Source organism: Paraburkholderia humisilvae, assembly GCF_902859855.1.
Classification (GTDB): domain Bacteria; phylum Pseudomonadota; class Gammaproteobacteria; order Burkholderiales; family Burkholderiaceae; genus Paraburkholderia; species Paraburkholderia humisilvae.
The window spans coordinates 159,442-177,108 of the sequence record NZ_CADIKH010000009.1 but is presented as its reverse complement, the minus strand read 5'-3'; the positions used below and the strand labels follow the sequence as shown (position 1 = coordinate 177,108).

General features: G+C 59.3%; 22 protein-coding genes. 2 read left to right on the top strand and 20 right to left on the bottom strand.

Going from position 1 to position 17,667, the window contains the following annotated elements:
* Positions 1-56 precede the first annotated feature (56 nt).
* Together HV796_RS11900 and HV796_RS11895 are read left to right on the top strand one after the other, a co-directional pair.
* Entirely contained in the window at positions 57-881 is an 825-nt protein-coding gene (locus tag HV796_RS11900; protein WP_175226681.1) for a hypothetical protein, read from the top strand.
* Positions 878-4,039 (top strand): DEAD/DEAH box helicase, encoded by a 3,162-nt coding sequence (locus HV796_RS11895; protein WP_175226680.1) that lies wholly within the window; start codon positions 878-880, stop codon positions 4,037-4,039. The genes HV796_RS11900 and HV796_RS11895 overlap by 4 nt, the downstream gene beginning before the upstream one ends.
* A gap of 375 nt (positions 4,040-4,414) precedes the next feature.
* Here the strand turns inward: HV796_RS11895 and HV796_RS11890 are convergent, their stop codons facing one another.
* The 20 genes from HV796_RS11890 to HV796_RS11795 form a co-directional block, all read right to left on the bottom strand.
* A complete protein-coding gene (locus HV796_RS11890) occupies positions 4,415-4,693 on the bottom strand; it encodes a hypothetical protein (RefSeq protein WP_175226679.1) in 279 nt (92 codons plus the stop codon).
* A gap of 171 nt (positions 4,694-4,864) precedes the next feature.
* Positions 4,865-5,308, bottom strand: a complete 444-nt coding sequence (locus HV796_RS11885; protein WP_217477891.1) for a hypothetical protein — start codon at positions 5,306-5,308, stop codon at positions 4,865-4,867.
* A gap of 101 nt (positions 5,309-5,409) precedes the next feature.
* Positions 5,410-5,916 (bottom strand): hypothetical protein, encoded by a 507-nt coding sequence (locus HV796_RS11880; RefSeq protein ID WP_175226677.1) that lies wholly within the window; start codon positions 5,914-5,916, stop codon positions 5,410-5,412.
* Positions 5,917-6,300: 384 nt separating this feature from the next.
* Positions 6,301-6,669 (bottom strand): hypothetical protein, encoded by a 369-nt coding sequence (locus HV796_RS11875; protein WP_246355814.1) that lies wholly within the window; start codon positions 6,667-6,669, stop codon positions 6,301-6,303.
* A 486-nt stretch (positions 6,670-7,155) separates the two neighbouring features.
* Complete coding sequence (locus HV796_RS11870) at positions 7,156-7,380, bottom strand: hypothetical protein (protein ID WP_246355813.1); 225 nt, start codon at positions 7,378-7,380, stop codon at positions 7,156-7,158.
* Positions 7,381-7,692: 312 nt separating this feature from the next.
* Complete coding sequence (locus HV796_RS11865; protein ID WP_175226674.1) at positions 7,693-8,193, bottom strand: outer membrane lipoprotein; 501 nt, start codon at positions 8,191-8,193, stop codon at positions 7,693-7,695.
* A 97-nt stretch (positions 8,194-8,290) separates the two neighbouring features.
* Positions 8,291-8,545 (bottom strand): hypothetical protein, encoded by a 255-nt coding sequence (locus HV796_RS11860; RefSeq protein WP_175226673.1) that lies wholly within the window; start codon positions 8,543-8,545, stop codon positions 8,291-8,293.
* A 577-nt stretch (positions 8,546-9,122) separates the two neighbouring features.
* A complete protein-coding gene (locus tag HV796_RS11855; protein ID WP_175226672.1) occupies positions 9,123-9,305 on the bottom strand; it encodes a hypothetical protein in 183 nt (60 codons plus the stop codon).
* Between the two features lie 140 nt (positions 9,306-9,445).
* Positions 9,446-9,931 carry a hypothetical protein gene (locus tag HV796_RS11850; RefSeq protein ID WP_175226671.1) on the bottom strand — a complete coding sequence of 162 codons (486 nt, stop codon included), beginning with the start codon at positions 9,929-9,931 and terminating at the stop codon, positions 9,446-9,448.
* 179 nt (positions 9,932-10,110) lie between these two features.
* Positions 10,111-10,452, bottom strand: a complete 342-nt coding sequence (locus HV796_RS11845; protein WP_175226670.1) for a hypothetical protein — start codon at positions 10,450-10,452, stop codon at positions 10,111-10,113.
* 134 nt (positions 10,453-10,586) lie between these two features.
* Complete coding sequence (locus HV796_RS11840) at positions 10,587-11,303, bottom strand: hypothetical protein (protein WP_175226669.1); 717 nt, start codon at positions 11,301-11,303, stop codon at positions 10,587-10,589.
* Between the two features lie 227 nt (positions 11,304-11,530).
* The gene (locus HV796_RS11835; protein WP_175226668.1) at positions 11,531-12,022 is read right to left on the bottom strand and encodes a hypothetical protein; all 492 of its coding nucleotides are present in this window, start codon (positions 12,020-12,022) and stop codon (positions 11,531-11,533) included.
* A gap of 3 nt (positions 12,023-12,025) precedes the next feature.
* Entirely contained in the window at positions 12,026-12,463 is a 438-nt protein-coding gene (locus tag HV796_RS11830) for a hypothetical protein (protein WP_175226667.1), read from the bottom strand.
* A gap of 246 nt (positions 12,464-12,709) precedes the next feature.
* Complete coding sequence (locus tag HV796_RS11825; protein WP_175226666.1) at positions 12,710-13,051, bottom strand: hypothetical protein; 342 nt, start codon at positions 13,049-13,051, stop codon at positions 12,710-12,712.
* The gene (locus HV796_RS11820) at positions 13,038-13,466 is read right to left on the bottom strand and encodes a hypothetical protein (protein ID WP_175226665.1); all 429 of its coding nucleotides are present in this window, start codon (positions 13,464-13,466) and stop codon (positions 13,038-13,040) included. The genes HV796_RS11825 and HV796_RS11820 overlap by 14 nt, the downstream gene beginning before the upstream one ends.
* Positions 13,466-14,008: a DUF1643 domain-containing protein gene (locus tag HV796_RS11815; RefSeq protein WP_246355812.1), complete on the bottom strand. Its 543-nt coding sequence runs from the start codon at positions 14,006-14,008 to the stop codon at positions 13,466-13,468. The genes HV796_RS11820 and HV796_RS11815 overlap by 1 nt, the downstream gene beginning before the upstream one ends.
* A gap of 176 nt (positions 14,009-14,184) precedes the next feature.
* Positions 14,185-14,649: a hypothetical protein gene (locus HV796_RS11810; protein ID WP_175226663.1), complete on the bottom strand. Its 465-nt coding sequence runs from the start codon at positions 14,647-14,649 to the stop codon at positions 14,185-14,187.
* 106 nt (positions 14,650-14,755) lie between these two features.
* Positions 14,756-15,934, bottom strand: coding sequence for a hypothetical protein (locus tag HV796_RS11805; protein ID WP_175226662.1), 1,179 nt, complete (start codon positions 15,932-15,934; stop codon positions 14,756-14,758).
* A 354-nt stretch (positions 15,935-16,288) separates the two neighbouring features.
* The gene (locus HV796_RS11800) at positions 16,289-16,702 is read right to left on the bottom strand and encodes a hypothetical protein (RefSeq protein ID WP_175226661.1); all 414 of its coding nucleotides are present in this window, start codon (positions 16,700-16,702) and stop codon (positions 16,289-16,291) included.
* Positions 16,703-16,731: 29 nt separating this feature from the next.
* Positions 16,732-17,613: a DUF5131 family protein gene (locus HV796_RS11795; RefSeq protein ID WP_175226660.1), complete on the bottom strand. Its 882-nt coding sequence runs from the start codon at positions 17,611-17,613 to the stop codon at positions 16,732-16,734.
* Positions 17,614-17,667: the final 54 nt, after the last annotated feature.

The window sequence follows — 17,667 nt, the reverse complement described above, 5'->3', positions numbered from 1 at the left end:
GAACACATGCCCCCTCTGGGGGCCATGTGTTTTTCCACTCTACTGATGGAGAAAACATGGAAACGCGTGACCTCGTTGCGGCAACCCAGAAGCTATGGGAGGACGTCTGCAACGCCATCACGGTGTACGCCGCAGAAAACGCCCGTTTGCGTGAAGCTGAACAGGAACTCTACGGCTGCGAAAGTTACATGGTCAGCCTGAGCCAATACCCGGACTACAAGCAGGAAGATCATCTCAAGCGCGTGGCTCATGGGCTCATGAAGCAGCTGATCAATGCGGCCGTGCGGGAGTTCTCGCCGAGTTCGGCGGCGCCGATCAGGGTCGATGAAGGGGCAATTGCGGAGGCGGCCGGTTGCGAAGGCAACGCCTTCCGCAAGTTCAATGCGCTTACCGTCTGGAAATGCCTGGAGTCGCGATTCGGCGGCGACCAGGGAGCTGAGACGGCTTATCGACAGGCCGCCAAGGCGATCATCGACCAATTCCGGATCAAACCGGAAGCGGGTATTGCCCGGCGTAAGGGCTGCATCGTACTCGACCTGCCGCTGTATGCGGCAAACACGAAATGGGACAAGACGTACCGCCTCCAGTACAGCAGCCAGGAGGCTCTTGGATCCACGGTCCTCGCGCTGAAGTCATTCGCTTCGTGGGCCGAGATGATGACGCTGCAGCTTGGCCTCGACGGTCTGCTTCGTGCATTCCGTTACGGTGATTCGAGAGTCGAATCCCGGCAGTGCTTCACCTACGGGAATCCGGAGGATGGCCAGGTCAAGGTCACGACGTTCTATTCCCGGTTCGAGTTCGTGTTCGACGCAAAGGTTTCCGAGAAGCTCCATCTGTTCCTCGGCGAGTATGGCTTCAACGAACTCGCGGAGGCAGCATGAGCTGGGCTCACGATCTGCTGGAAATTCAGTCGAAGGGTGCAGCGACGGCGAAGGCTGGCTCCCTCGCGGGCCTGCATGAAGCACGACAAGCTCACCAGAGTCAGTTCTTTACGACGCTGCCGCTGTCGCACTTCTGCTGGCGTCTCGTGGAGCCGCTGATGACGAGGATTGCTGCCCGGGATCGCGTCCTGGCCGGCGAATCAGTCAAGATCAGCGTTCTGGACAATAGCGTAGGCAGTGGCCGGCTTCTGCACTGGGCTACCCCCGATATCCACTCGCTCTACGGGGTGGACGTCGACGAAGGCTGTATCGCTTCACTCAGTCAGGCAGCGATGAACGCGGGCTTCACGTACGAGTTCATCCATACCGGCATGGAAAATGTGCGGCCGCGGCATTTCGACTTCTGTATCGCCAACCCGCCGTTCTCCATCAATCTGCAGAGCGCCCTGCTCGCGCCGTACGAATGCACAGCATACGGAAGGTTCGGGCCGAACACGAGTGCACGCAGCGATGCGTATGCCCTGTACCAGGCTCTGGATGCAGCAAAATGGGTGGTCGCGATTCTGCCGACGACCCTCGCCGACGAGGTGTACATGACCGCGTGCGAGAAAGAATCGCATCCGTTCAAACGTCTCGTCTCCTTGTACGACATGCCGCTTGACGTTTTCCGTGAGGAGAACGCCACGGTCCGGGTCAGTGTTGCCGTGTTCGATGTCGCGCTCCGCAACGTTGCTCCGGTCCGCCAGCGTATATACAAGCTGGAGGAACCGGTTGCGACGCCGGACCTGACGCTCGCAACGCGCCGCCAGCCGATGCTTGCGCACCTGTCTGCCGAGGAATCCGAGCCTGCCATTATCCGGCCGGTCACGGGAGACTCGACCGTCCGGGTGTGCCATGACGGCCGGTGGATCCGCTTCAAGTTCCAGTGCGGCCTTACGGAAGCAATGGTTCAGAATGCGATCTACAGGGACAGGATCGGAGCGCACCGCCCTCACGCCGAACACCGCTATCCCAAGGGTGTCGAATACGTGGGCCAAGGAGCCCTCGATCTGCAGATTCATCTGGCGCAGCCTGATCCTATGGCCAGCTTCTGGGCTTTGATTCTGGACATCGGTCGCGCCGGCGGAACCCCGCACGTCGAGGCTGGGTTGATGGGCTATCTGCGGCGCCAGATCCGGGTTACCGCCCGGCTGAAGGAGCCATTCCGCCACACCGTTCTGATGCCCGGAGTGGGACGCGGCAAGGGATCGGCCACGGCGGGCACGGCGAAAAAGGATCATCTGATCGATCCGGCTCGCTGGGGGTCTCCGGTCATCAAGGCCGGAACCGCAGTCACCTTCACTGAAGTCGAACATGGCCGCTATCAGTTCGAGCACAACGGGAAGTCCTTCAACCTGCCGTATGAAGACATCCTCGCGCGATTCGACCTGAAGCAGCAGCCGGAGGCCGAGAGTGAGTGGAAAGAGGTCTATTCCGGCCTCGCCATCAGGTTCCCAGGCCTTGCAGCAGCATGGCGCCGCAGGATCCAGGAACTCGGGCTCGACAAGTGGCTGAACCGCGGCTACCAGATCGATGACCTCGTCGAGCTCGCAATCAAGCGTGCCGGCGTCGTGGCTTGGTCGATGGCGCTGGGCAAGGCGCGTGCAGCACTTGCGATCGCCCTTCTTCTTGGCGGCAAGCATGCGCTGATCGTGCTGAAGTCGGCGCTCGTCGACGAGATGCTGATCGAGATTGCAAAGATCAAGCTCGATTCCGCCATCTGGCAGGTTATCGAGTCGCCAGAGCAGTTGCAGTCGCTGCGCACGGTGAACATCATTTCGGTCGATCGTCTCAAGGGGCCGCTGTCGAGCGCGCATCCGCGCATCACGTACGCAAAGAAGCTGCGGCGCCGGATCGGCACGATTATTCCCGATGAGGCGCATTTCCTCGGGAACATCGATACGGAGCAGTCGAGCGCGGTCTGGCAGGTATCGGCAAGGCGACGTTTCCCGCTCACGGGAACGCCCGCCGGCAATTACCCGCGTGACTGCCACGCACTTCTGGCATTTGCTGGCGGCGACGGTACGGCAGCCCAGCCTTACGGATATCGCCGCTGCTATCTCGACCCCGGGTTGCGTCATTCAATGGCGCTGGCTGAGCGTGGAATTGACCGTGTCCTCAATACGTTCTGCGATTTCGTCTGGGTAACCAGGGAATTCGAAGACGAGTTGAAAGGCGCGAAGCGTGAGGTGCCCCGGATCGCTAATCTGGCCGAGTACCGCCAGATGCTCGCTCCGTGGATCAAGCGCCGTGTGCCCAAGGAACCGGACGTCGCTTCGTGCGTCACGATTCCCGAGCCGACACATGTCCAGCATTTGATCGAGTTCGACATGAGCCACCTGCTGCACTACCTGGTCGTGTCGGAGGACTTCTCGAGCTGGTACATGGCGGGCCTGGATGAAGGCAAACGGAACAACCTCGTGACGATCCTCGCGCGTATCAAGGCCGTGGAGATCGCGAATAACTTCCCGCAGCATCCAAAGGCTGCCAAGGTCTATGCCGAGCTGACGCGCAAGCAACGGTTCTGCATCGACAAACTCGAGGAGTTGGTTCAGGCCGGCCGGCGCCCGCTGATGTTCACCGGGTATCCCGGTAGTGCGGAGCTCGTCGCCCGGCAGCTGGCCAAACGGGATATTGATTCGGTCGTGATTCACGGCGGCAAGACGATCAAACGTCGAAACGCCGAGTTCGAATCGAAGTACCGTCAGGGTGATGTGCCGGTCGCGTTGGTGACGTACGGCAGCATTGGCGAGGGCACAAACATACCCCAGTGCAGCGATGTCTTGCTGGCCGATAAGAGTTGGTCTGCCCGCAAGGAGAGTCAGGCGATCGCGCGTGCGTTGCGCGGAGATAACGAGTGGGACGTGCAGGCGCATCACGTCATCACGGAACACTCGATCGACACCTATATGCAACAGGTTGTCTCGTTCAAGGCCGACAGCTTCAACGCTGGCTTCGATTGGGGCACGCCGACGACCTCCGACGAGGAGTTCCTGCATCTGGACGTCATTTTCCGGCGTTTCTGCCAAGAGTTGTCGAAGCTAATGGGCGTTCACAGCTACGACCTTAGAAAGTATCTTGAACAGGAGACCTCGAATGGTCAACGTATCGCGGCTTAGGCCGGTTTTGCCGGCAGTGTCCGTGGGATCGGACTCCGTCGTCATCCGTCGGTCAGGACAGTCCCAGCCGGTCATCGCCGGAATACTCGGGCGGTTCACGAACGACAAGGGGGAGGTAACCCGCGTGGTTCTCGACCGGATGGTTCACCGACTCAGTGAAAATGAGTTTGAGGGTTGGCGGATATCCGGTGCAGTGGTAACAGAGCTTCACCGACAGAAGTCCACGCAGTAGTAAGGTAGTAAAAAACAGCCCCGGAGATCGAAGATCACCGGGGCTGTTTTTTTACAAGGGAAGGAGCCTGCATGCAGACTCAAGGCAACGATTGCCCCCCCAGAAACCGCTTGCGCTTCCGAGTGAAAGCAGCGGTCTGTCGGTCAATCGAAACCCACCTCCATCAGCAACCCGCGTTGCGCAACCGCGCACGTGATGCGTGGCTGGAGGAGTTGATAGACGGTTCCGGATTTTGTTCGGACGCGGCGTGACTTAGGGTCGTAAGTGACGATGGTCGTCGATTGGCCCCCTTCACCAAAAGCGAGGCATCGCCCCACCACATCCCGCGGCCCAACGGGCACGCCTTTTTGCCGGGCGAGTTGCCAGTTGTTAGCTGGTTTCACCGGAAAACCCGACAAATCTTCAACGTGTTTTTGAGACATGGTTCATCTCCTGCAGAAATGCGAGACATGTCACTCCCGCGTGGAAGTGGATTCCCGCGTTGGTGGGCAAGTGATCGATTTCTCGAACCTGCTTTGCAGCAGCTTCGGGAGAGTGAAGACACCCCTTGCGGGGCGTCTTCTTCTGGCACGTGAGCGCGCACCCGAAATCGGCTACGCGCGAACTGCCTTCGCAACAGAACGCTGCGTCATTCGCACCTCGAAACGCGCGAGCAGTACGAGGCTGGCGACGACCGGTGCAATGCCGAATACCATCCAGAAACCAAGACCCTGGACAGCTGCGCTGATCGCATAGCAACGACCGGTAACCGACTCCACCAGGAATGCCCCGAAGGACAGCTGATGTGCGGACACCTGCGCGAGATATGCGTCGAGCGCTGCGCGACCACTGCCTTGAAGCAGATGGACCTGCGCGCTGGCCTCGTAGGCACAGCCGTACAGGACGACAATGCCACCGACCAACGCCGTAAGACCTGCTGAGTACAGCAGATTCCACGAAGCGACGCGGCGAACAAACGACAAGGAGCGACGATCGAACATTGCCGCGAACTTGAACAAGCGAGCAACAACGAAGCCGCGAGCGAATTGACGAAACATGGCAATACTCCATTGAGTTGATTGGAGCATCACCACCCCGTTCGGGGACAGTGATGCCCCGGTCGGGAAATGTTTAGAACTTTCTCACAGCCACTTCGCACCTACGACATACGACGAAGGTGATGAAGCTCGACGCGCCCGTTTCTGACGAGATGACGTTCCGCAGCAAAGTTGAGGTTGTAATCCCACTTTACGTCGGCCGTAGCATCGCTCCAGACGGACAAGACCGTCCCAGCGTACATCTGCGGCGGACTGGCTTCCACGTCTTGAGCCGATACCCGCTGTTCGGCCTTGAAGCCATTCAACGCTTCGACCTTGACGACAGCCATTTGCTCAACCGTTTCCACCAGCGGACGCAACTGGTTGTACGCCACGACATCCTCTGGCTCACCCCGATAATCGCGGAGCAAGCAGGAGAAATAGCGAACACGCGCACCTGTCGGATCAAATTCCGGATGGGACATGATCTCCCGGAACTCCTTCACATTGCCGGCCTGCGCTGCAACCTCCACAGGACGCATGCCGAAAAGATTGATGCCGTTGACATCGTCCAGACTCGAATTCCAGCCGCTGGTTTCACGGTGTGCAACGAGTTGATACGCATTCATGTGAGGCTCCTGTACAGAGAGTTGGAGCACCACGACCCCTTCCGGAGTAGGGTGCCCCGGTTGGGAAAAACGATCTATACGCGTTTGAACTACGCAATTATGGTGCGGCGAGGCTTGCTGAGAGAGACTGCCTCTACGGCGCCGGTTCGCCCCCCTTCGGTCAAGAACTCGCGTAGCGGTTTCACCGACACTGTCATCCACTTACCTTCGAACTTCACGTCCGTCAGCAAGCAATGATTTAATCGATAAACACGACGGATGTCCGTTTCCGAAATCACGTGAGATTTGACTGTCACGTTACCAATGCTTGGCATGGTAGTACCCCTGTCAAGATGATTGGAGTACCGCTATCCCGCACGGAACAGAGATACCCCGATGCGAGAATCATCGATGGGTCGCGAGCGACGTGACCTTCATCAGAAACCGCTTGAAGCTCGGATCCGACTTGGGCAACGGCGTCGTCGACACCCACCTTCCCGTTTCGACCAGATCCAGAAGACGCTTGCGCGCTTCGTTCACCGGGTCCTGATAAAGCGTTTCAACATTGGTCGACGCGACCGCGATCTTCGTTTTGGCGGAGAACGTGGGGTCCGACGTGATGCCGATAGCGCTGAGCCAGGAACGACGGGGAAGTTTGTGATCCTCGTGGGAATCCACGAAGATCACGGCCGATGCGCCCTTGATCGTGGTCTGGAATACCTGCAGACGACGGACAATGTCCGAATCGTGCTTCGATACCAGAGTCCAGCTCACAAGGATCTCCGTCGGCTCTTTCGAACTGACAAAGTTGTGGCTTCCATAAGGAGAGCCACTGGACGTCATCAACCAGACGCGCTTTTCGTTCGAGTCGATCGCCTGACGGGCGACAACGGCGACGAGACGAGTGCGGAGGAATTTTTGAAACATGTGGTTCTCCAGGGAAATTTGGAGCAACCACGCCTCCCAAGGGGGAGAAGTAGCGCCCCAAGGGTGACAAAGGAAAGAACACCGAACGGTGTAGAGAACTGATAACGACCGCCAAAAAGCGATCAGATATCGACGCGTGAAGCAGACAGAATTCACGTGCTCCAAAAAAAGGAAATCACGTTGCAACTGCCAAGTGGCTAGATACGGCCCAGCTGCCGGACGCCCAGACGCAAAGGTCATGGGACATCAGGGTAAAGCGATGTCTTTATATTACTCGCCGTGATTCCTGTTGGGAAGTAGTAGGCCCGCAAAGTACGGTGCCCATCCGGGCCGTCACGAACCGGTCGCGGCGCTCTTGCGCTCCTCGAGGTCCTTCCCGAGCTTGACGAGCGACTTGATCGCATCCCGGTAAAGCCGGTCACGCCAACCACGTCGGGCATAGGTGCCATATCGCATCACGTGTTGCTCGCCCAGCGTAAAGTTGCGCATGCCGACGTCAACTGTCACGCTTCCGTGCGGTGCATCGATGACCACTCCGTACGCTGTATTTGAGCGCATCGACCACCCTTTGGGTAGCTTGATTGTTACGTTCACGGATCAAGCCCCCCACGTGCGGGCAACTGGTTCCATGGACGCTTCTTCGCCAGAAATTCCGATAATTGTCTGCATCTATATTCTTCGGAAGCGTTTAAACCACAACACGCTTCAACTGCGGATTAATAAAAAGTCATTATATGTGCGTCTGAAAGAAATGTTGAGGCCCGCGGCGGGTATACGCTTGAGCCCAAACACCCTCCGTAGATTCGGCGCCGTTCCAGCGCCAAAAACGAAAAAGGCGACCCGAAGGCCGCCTTTTTTTGCTACTACGCGTCATACGCGTTCGACGCGCAGACGACCACTGACCATGACAACAGCTACCGGTTGCCCGGCCATGAACACGCCGCCGTCGTCTATCGCCTGAACGACGGTGAGCAAGCGGTTGTCTTGCGTACGGACGATCAGCTCAACACCTCGGACCTTGCTGATCGCACTACCCGCCACGTAGCCAACGGTCGCACCCACAGCGCCGCCAATGAGCGGATCCATGCGACTGTGATGCCCCATGCCGAGCAACGTGCCGACGACCCCTAAGGCCACGCCTACCTGGCGACCGGCACCCGTATCGATCAGCACCGGACGAGCGTTGACAACCTGCCCGAACAGAGCGGTACCGCCGTTCTGCAATGCGTCCCCCGAGTTATATGTCGATGCCGACATCGAAACGGGCTCGCCGTACTGAACGAGCGGTCGGTACATCTGAGCATGTGCGAAAAGCGGGAGCATCATCAACGTGACGAGAACGGTGCGACCAATTTTTGCGAACGATTTCATATCAATCTCCTTTTGAGAAAGATGACCCACTACCAACAGCACCAGCCATTGGCAGCACGTCTTTACGAGGAATCACGACGCGAATAGCGTCAGAGAATTAGTACCGGCTACCACCGCGAACGCTCCGGCCAACCGCATTGAGCGCGCTGGCGAGGAAGCGAAACACGACGAGAGCAAGCACCAGGACGATCAGCGCGACGCCGATCAGCATCAAACCGGATGAAGCGTGGCCATACCCGCCCCAACCGCGCATGGCATTGCCAACCACGTGGTAAATCACCGAGCGGATGACGGCATCGGCGACCATCGAGCCTAGACCGTGACCACCGTAGAACATATGGGAATAGAACATGTAAGCCTCCAGATTAGGAAAATCGAAGACTTACCTCCCCACGGAGAAAGTCCCCGAGGGTCGAACCGATGAGCGTGCAAGCTGCCGAGGGCAAGACTTGAGCAATGGCTGGATGTGGCCCAGCTACCAGGAGGTACCGAAGACCTCAAAAAGCAATCTGATTCTACCCTGACAACTTCTCGATGGGAAGTTTCGCGCAGCTGTCATCAGGGCAGCGTCAAAGTCTTCAGCGTCGGGGATGTGCACCACGAGCCACGCGGGGAAGCCCTTGTTGTAAATCATGAATGGGTTAGTGGGCTGCCCGCGGTTGGCTGATGATTGGGGGGCGGTGCCGGCAGGCTTCGCGGCCGGCGCTCCTTACTGCCTGCGCGCGAATCGCACAGCAAACGGAACGATTGGCCATCCCCCGAAACCACTCAAGGTCGCGTCCCCAATCTCTAAGGCTCGACCGTCGCCAGGCTATACCTTGTCCTGTGCGCCACGAATCTTTCAATACGCTTCCGAGAGCGTTGGCCTGAATTCCAGGTATGGAGCCGGCAGCAAAAAGCCGCGCAAGCGCGGCTTTCGAATCCAGCGATCAAGCGAACGGATGGAACAGCAATCCGATCGCCTGCGCAGCGATCGGCAACCCAGCCATCGTCGCCAGGATACCGAACGCCCGCGCCGCCTCCGGCCTACTCTTTCCTTTCTTTATGCCATACCGCGCAACAGCGGCGAGGCACAGCAGTATCGCCACGTAAATTCCAAGATTGCTTCCCATCGTGATCTCCCGTAAGACTCGTATGGAAACTCCGCCCGGCCTCGCCGGACGCGAGCGCTACTCACAGCCTGGTTAGCAGACAGCGAGGCATCTATTGTGGCGCAATTTCTCGGCGCCGGCGGGAAACCGCCGGCTGCAGCCTATCCAGTCTGCGCATCGAGGCTTCGGAGCACCTCGATCTGGCGCACCGCCCGCATGTACCACCATGCGGCTCTGGCTGCAGAATGGTCCGATTGGAGCCCATCACGTATGTCCCGCTCAACCCAGGATCGCAAGCCTTCCCACGCCGGCGACGACAAGAAATACTCCTGTCTGACCGCGGGCGATTCGAGCTCGGCTGCAGCCGTCGGAATGCCGAATTCGTCCGCCAGCTTATTCGCGTCGGCCGTGGTGAATCTCGCTAGAAAGATTCCCGGTCCGTTCTCGCCACGAAGCAACCACCAGCCATTTCCCGTCGTGCTCGCGTCGTGTGCTGAAGCGGGCCTCCATTCCAGCACGGCGAGATGCAATGGCACCCCTTCTCCGGTTAATCGGCAGCAGATAAAAGGCACGCTGGTCGACGCGATCACGCCTTCGAATTCACGCCCCGCCACGCACGTCTGTTGAAACACATCGGACTTGTCCATGCCCGACTCTCTCCCTCTGAAATTCAGACAATTATCCACAGATCCTGTTGGTATCCCTGTGGACAATTTCCCCTGAAGTGCCCGATCTCTGCAATCTTCATGGGCAATTGTCACTTTGCTCGTTCCTGCACCAGCTCTCCAACACTCCGTCGTATAACGGTTCTTCCCAGGAACCTCGCTCACCCTTGATCGGGCCGACTCCTCGCGAACAGGAGCGCGAGGTTCGTCGCGCATACGCCCGACGCAAGCCTCCATAACACTGCGCCGCCCTCACTCTCTGACCACTCCACCAGCCTGTAGTCCCGTAGTCCGGTCAGCGCCTTCGACACGCGCATCACACGCTCGTCACGCGATGCAGTCGCACGCCCGAACGCCAGATCTGCAACCATGGCCGTGCCACGAATCTCGCGATGTTCAGCAACGACATTCAAGACCGTCCATTCATCACCAGCCAGCGGCAGACTCGTGCGCCCGTTCACCGCACAACGTCCGAAAGCCTCTGGCCCATTGTTTCCTGTCATTCACCCATCCTGTCGACGATCGATGGTCCACGCCGGCCGATGTCCGTCGTGGGCGCACTAGTTATGCCGTTTATGACAATCAGAATACGTCCTCGGCCAACCCGTTCTAGCCCCCACGCGTGAGGCATCGATCTCTAAACGGACGATTCCGGTATGACTTCGGCTCGCGTGATCGTTCCTGGCGAGAAACGGACGGCCCCCGCATCCGCGTCGACCTGCAGGATGCCCTTGTTGCATGCGAGCCAAAGAACACTGTCCACGGTCGCAACGCTATCTTCAGACGCCACCGACAACAGCCGGCACAGGTTCATGCACGCCTCGAACCGCACTGCCGCGTTACGGCGCGGCCTGTCCGGCAAGCCTGACAGTCGGCAAAGCCAGATGTCTGGTTTCGGGACGTCGACGCCGAAGTTCTTTGCGAGCTGAAATTTCGTATCCTCACCAACCCAAGGTAAATTCCCGCACCAATCAACAAGCTTCGCTGGTTCATGCAGCGCGAGGACCTTCTGCAACGCTTCGAAATCATGGATGCGTTCGGCCCATGCACGTTCGATGGCCGCGGCTTTACCGCGGAACCCGAACACCTCCACCACGGGGCGCTGCTGATGAATGGCCGACCACACCTTCTGTTCTATCGTGCGCGCTGCCTGGGCGGATCGCCCTGCGCAAAGTACGATCCAGATGATCTCGCTCGCCATCTTTTCTGGGGAATCCGGCGGCGATCGCCGGTGCGCGGACCACTCAACGATCCGACGCGCGTCGGGATCGTTGGCCAGAAGCCACCCCCGGAGCTCGAGATAGAGGGCAGGCGCAACGCGACTTTCAGGAGATGGAATCTCACGTGTGAGCATCAGGTTTCCTCTCTGCATGCAAATGGGCCGCTTTCGCGGCCCGTCTTGATCGAAATCCCGCTCTTCTCGATGTGCTCTACACCCAACTCAGTACTACCCTGCCAGCTGTCAACAAGCCTGGAGAGGCGCCGAGCATCGTGCCCAAACAGCATGCCCGGTGCCGATAGCGGAGAGAGCCAACAGGAATCGGTACGGACACTTCAACACGGCGCCCATATCTCTTCCTGCTATGGGGTGCAATGCGCGTCCTCTATCGTCCATCCGGCACCTACAAAATCTGTCTTACGAGCCGGTAGCAATTCGAGCCTGCATCTCTCTCCCGCGGCCGTGGCGATCACCAAGACCTTGCCCTCTGGTTGAATGCTGGCGGAGGTCACGACGATATTGGAAGGCATGGGAGACGTATCACTGCGGAACAGAAAAGGCGACGCCGCAAGATAGCCTTGGGTCAACTCGACTGCGGCGGCGAGCGTCCCTGGATACGCGTTGACCACAATCGCGCTTTTTACCTTGCCCTGAGGATCACGCGCAGCCGTCACGAGCGTTCCGACGCCCTGCCTCATTACCTGCACGCCGCGCGTTTGCTCGTCGATCCATCGCGAGAAGGCGCCCTCGTTCCTGACTACAACCTTTGCGGCGGCACAGAACACCAGTACGCAGACGATCAGGATCGATACGATCTGCCATCCCAGGTTGCCACGGGGCCGCTGCTCGCTCATGCATCAGCCCTGGCTATCCGCTTTCTTGACATCGCGCGGACCCAGGCGATCGATCATGACGTACCCTGTTTGCGAGGTGAAGCGTCCCCAAGTCCAGCCCACCGGTACCTTGACGATCGTAAAATAATGGTCTTCGAGGCCGTCCACCGAGAAGTCAACTTTCTTCCCGACGATCGCCCCCAGCGCCTCTTGCGTCAGTGGTACCACATCGCCTTCAAGCCGATGGGGTCCGGGTTGCGAGGAGAATGGCACGATCTCATAGAAAACGTACTTGCCGCCCTCCTGCGTGACCTTCAGGCGGGCGTAGTATTTCCCGTCGGCGTCCAGAGCCGAATACGTCCCGACGAGATTCTCCAGAACCGGCGTCTGCGAGGTCGATTCTTCCTTATGCGAACACGCCGCGAGCAACGCGACGACCGCCAACAACAACAGCTTCTTCATGCTTGTCCTCATTTTGTTGAAATCCGGTCATGACGATGACCAACACTCCAAGTTTACCGAAGAGTGATCGCACCTCAAGCGGCGTCAGCTGTGGATACAAACTGATCGATCCCGCTTCCCAGAGACGACATGCCCAGCGCTGATTCGAACTGACAAGCCATCGCATGAGGGCCCGGCGCCGTGTCGCGATACCCCTTGTCTTCCGCGAGGATCAGATGCGCGGTCCGCGGGTGGCCGAACTCACTTTTAGCCGACGTGCCGACCGGGTACGAATCCGTGAAGCATCGCGTTGGCGAAAGCGGCGAACTCCGGCTCGGCGTGGAGCGTTCGATAGAGATCCATCAGATTCGCGCGGGGAGTCTCCCGCATCATCCGGCCGATCAGTGCCACCACCCGACGAGTCGAGTCCGCTTCCAGATAGACCGGTACGGCCCTCTGCAGCAGTTCCATCAGCCCATCCGGATCTTCACGCCATCCGTCGATGAAGTTCATCGGCGCGAGCTTCACTGCGGCTAAATCGATGCACCTTCCCGTATCGAACGGCCGAGCAGCGCCCGCGACGCCCTCCTTCACTTCAATCAGGTCCACGCTTGCCTCCATTGTTGTGTGTGGACACACCCCAGATCCACCTCGACATCAGCATGAGCCACCATATCGCCCCTACCGCACCACCGCCCGCTGCTGCAACCCACCCGATCCGGTTCGCAGGCAGCTGAGTCGCGCATGCCACAATGGTCAATCCGATGGCGCCACCGATCCCGAATGCAACAGCTGCAACGGGACCGAGGAGCGGGCTGTCTTCGCTCGACATCCCCTGCACGATCGCCATGACAAGCAGCATGCAGAAGGTGACGACCACTGGGCTCCCCTCGATCGTTCCTAGCGCAATCCCCAGAATGAACATGCTGACCAGGCAGCACAGCGTGCGCATGCCTTGGGCCGGCGTGCCAAAACACTGTTCGCGGAACGCCTTTGTGATATTCGATAACTTGCTCATAACCATCAGAGATTCATGTCGGGAACCGGGTATTCCCAAGGTCGTGGTCGGAGATCGCCCGGAAGACGAAGCGGATGCTCGGGATACCCGCTTTCGGTCACCCGCAGGACGTGCAGCGGCAGGCCAAGCCGAAGGATGTCCCGAAAACGGGCGTCCATGAGTCGGCGCGTCCTGGCCGTCCCTTTTGGTGTGCCCCATGCCGCGATTAGCATGCCCTCGCGTGAGAGACAGAATTCGGCCGCGACGCGCAGCGCCTCGTCGGCCATCGGGCCAATCGGATCGTCCATTGCCGCCAGGCCGTCTGCATCGGTTGCGATGCCAGTCGCCGCGTTGACGAAAATCAGGTCGCTGGCGCCGATGCACGCAGCGAAGGAAATGCCTCGCCGCACGGTTGGATCATTTTCGACGAAGCCGGCCCGGCTGGGGTTGTGCAGGATAAACCCGACCGGGACACCAAACATTGCGAGCCGGCGTCGCAGCCACACACGGTGTAGCGGGTCGGAAAAATGGGCGTTTTCCTCAACCCATTCCGGAGTATCGACTTTCACAGACGGTCTCATGGCTTTGGGGATGCAGAGTGGGTAACGGTTTCCAGCCCCGGAACTTCTTGACAGGAAGCATTCTAGTCGATGTACCGCATTTCGCGCTGCCTCGCGGGGCTAAAAAAGAATCGCTATCCGGTTTTCGCAGTTGATATCGAACGTGAAAGCCGGCTCCCCATCGCTTATTGCTTCGGTGCGCTTCTCGGGCGGAAGGTCCAGATGATCGCGAAGCCCAACGCGACACCAACCAGGAGCGCTCCCGCAACAATTCTAAGGGTCAATGCCAGTGTGCCGAAGGGATTGTCAAAAGAGTTCGCAGCACATGCCAGAAACACGCCCGCGCTGCCAACAGTCAGGAAGGCAAGCTCGCGCTTTGCTCCCTTCAGGCTGAAATCGTAATACCGCGGCTTATGACATTGGAGTGACGCGTCCAACAGAACCTTTAACTGCGTTTCGACCGACTCAATGTCTTCCGGCTCGCTGCCTGTGCGTTGCGACTCCATCATGCTTCGTAATTTCGTCCCAGCAATGCACGCCGGGCAACCAACACCGCGACACCCGCATGTGTTTTGCCTTGAAAGCAGTTGGTCTATCGTTGCGAACACCCGGGTCGCTTTCTCTGACAAGACGTTGTTAGCGCCTTCCATGACGTTTCTTCCTTGAGTTTGGAACACCCGTGCAAACCGGACACTCAAAAAAAATCCCCGGGGCAAGCCCGGGGACGGGGTGCAAATCCGGTCACAGCATCAGGCGTTACTGACCCACGCCGACCACCGGAGTCGTCTGCGGAACGTAGCCCGGACCCGTGACGAGCGGAATGCTTCGCTGATTCGTCGCTACCTTGGCGTCGATGTTCGATACGAAGGTGCCGTAGCTCGTGCAGGCACCGCCTGACGTGAAGATGTTTGGCTCCCCCGCAGCCAACGGGAAGCGCGTGAAATACGGCGTGAAGTTGCCGCTCGCGCAGTCGGTGACACCATACTCCCACAGCATGAACTGATGCATTTCCGCAAACGGGGGCTCGTTCGCGTTCGCTGCTTCCAGCGTAGCCAGCGTGAACGATGCCGACGTGTCGAACGTGCCGCTTTGCCACTGCCCGATGTTGATGGCCATACCGTTCGGCAACGTCGTCGACGCGTTGCCCGTCAGTTGGCTCTGGGACAGCACCTGCTCGACCACCGACGATGGCAGGTCATGCTGGACGCCGTAGGCTTCGATAGCGTTCAGCGCGTCCGCGTAGGCATTCAGCGTGTCACCCACCGAGCCCGGCACCAGAGCGAGGTAGTCCACGCCCGGAGTGCCAGTGTCCTGCGAGAGAATCGGATCGGACATCCCGATCAGCGACAGCGCCATGCCCGCGCCACTCGTGTAGGCGTTCGCCAGCGAACCGCCCGTCGACGCCACCTGCGTTGTACGCTGCGAAGCGACGTGGGTGAGCGGCGTAATCACGAAGTTGTTGAACGCAGTCGTGATATACGGCGTCACCAGTTCCAGCGAGCTGTTCGTCTGCGTTGTATTGTCGGACGTCGAGGTGTACGTGCCACCGGTCGCTACCAAGCGGACATAGCTGGCCGTCTCATAAGGCGACTGATTCAGCGTCATGCTGAACGTGCCGTCCGTGCCGGTCGTTGCCGTGCCGATAATCGTGCCGTTCGAACCGTCCGCGTTGACCAGGTATGCCGCGACCGTCGCTCCGACCGTCGCGCCGCTATTGAACACCTCGCCCGTGACCGTCGTCGTCGACGCACCGGGGGCCTGCTGGTTGTTGAACGGGTTCGTCGGCGTCGTGCTTGCCCCGCCTGCCGGGTTCGTGCCGCTCGCGCCACTCGCCGGGGCGGCCGCGCCGGCCGGGTTGGCGCTACCACCACCGCCACCACCGCACGCAGCGAGAGTGGCGCACACTACCAACGATGCCAAAAGCAGTTTTTTCATATTCTCTCCGGGTTAGAAGTCCAACTGAGTCCAGTATCTCAAGTCAGACCGCCGTTTCTAGCCCCCTTAAACGTGGGCATTGCAAGTGAGGGCACAAAGACTCCAGCGTGCCTCGTAGCCTGGCTCGCAAGAATCCCGGACCCGAAATTCGACTGCCAATTTATCGGCCGTTTTCCATGAATCTTTAATTCCTGTCAGGAAAATGTCGGAACCCATCTATCGGGCGCCCCCGACTATCGGGGCCACGTTCCATGCCCGCCTACCTTCTGTTTTGCCTTAGCTCGGCGTGGCCGATGCGGAGACCCTGATTCAGGGCGATGGTGCCGATCTGCTGGCCAACCTCACGGACGCCGATCACTTCGCAATCTGCATCGCATAAGGACGCAGAAGCCTGCAATCCTCCGGGGGCAGCGTTGCGCATACCTTGGCAATATCTACTCGTGTAACGGCGTGAATCACGCCGACCCTGCCCCCGAGACCGCGGTAGATAGCGCGGTATTGAAACCATCCATCACGTGAGCGGAGGAACCAGACCCGGCCGACATGCCCCACCTCATCGTGACGGAGCAAACCCAGCTCGGCGGCCGTCAAAGGGGACATCACGCCATCGGCCTGTTGTTCGAATCTCGTTTTGTGAAAAACCAGCACGGCCACGCCCACCCCGATAGCGAGTGGAATCAGCCAGCTAACCGCCTTTTTGACGGCGAGATACCCACCGCTCTTTCCCCGGACGCTCTCGCCCGCTTGCATCACCGGCTGTTTTTCCATCTGGATTCGAAACTTGAATGGTTAGCCGATCACCCAGCTATCGGGATGATCCGATGTACGGCACGGAGCGCATGCTCCGGTTCGGGGACGAGGACATTGCCGAGCGGGAATTCCTGCCGTTGGAGCGGCTTCGGCCACTCAAGGACGTGCGCCCCCTTGCCCTTGAACCTGACCCGTTCGCCGGCCCGCGTAGGCAGATGCCCCATTTGCTTCATGAAGAAGGCGATACGCGCCTCGCTCGCCTGTTCAGCCAGCGATTCAGCCCATTCCATCTTGTATTCGCGAGGCGTGCGGCCCTGACGGCTCTCGCCCTCGGTGATGATCCAGTCAAGCGTATCGATCGCGCGTTTGCCCGCGTACCGGCCGCTCTCGATACGGAAGGACAGGTCGAGCGGCCCAAGGCCCGGTCCGTGACTGATCCCCTTGACCGCCGCGTCCAGTTCGGCCAGCTTCGGTATGTCACGCTCGGCTTCCTCCTGGTTCACAACCGTAGAGATGACCCAGACGTTCGGGTAGCCTGTGCCCCAGTCCGCCGGCAACATGCGCTTTGCATTTCCGATCCGCTTCGTGACAAGCAACCAAGTCAGGTTTGGTGTTAGCGCGAACAGATTCCACGCGTCGGCACGCCACTCGTCTGGGACTTCGTTGTCGAACATGTCGGCCTGAGTGTTCCAGAACACCGGCCAGAACGTACCCGCGGCGGCGGCCTGCCGATTCCATGACTCCGCTTTCTTCCAGTTCGACGCGGCCGTGCGGTGCCGCGGTGCGCCCGGACCCCAGTGCTTCCCACCGTGAAACCGGAGGTCGCCGGCCATCGCATAGCACGCGTCACAGCCGGGACTGATCTGCGTGCAACCTATCCAGCCGTTCAAGCTGGATTTCACGTAGGAAATGCCCGTTTCGATTGCCATGCTTGCCCTCGCCAATGTTTCTCGCGCCCGCGTGCTCGCCGCGGCATTTCGCAG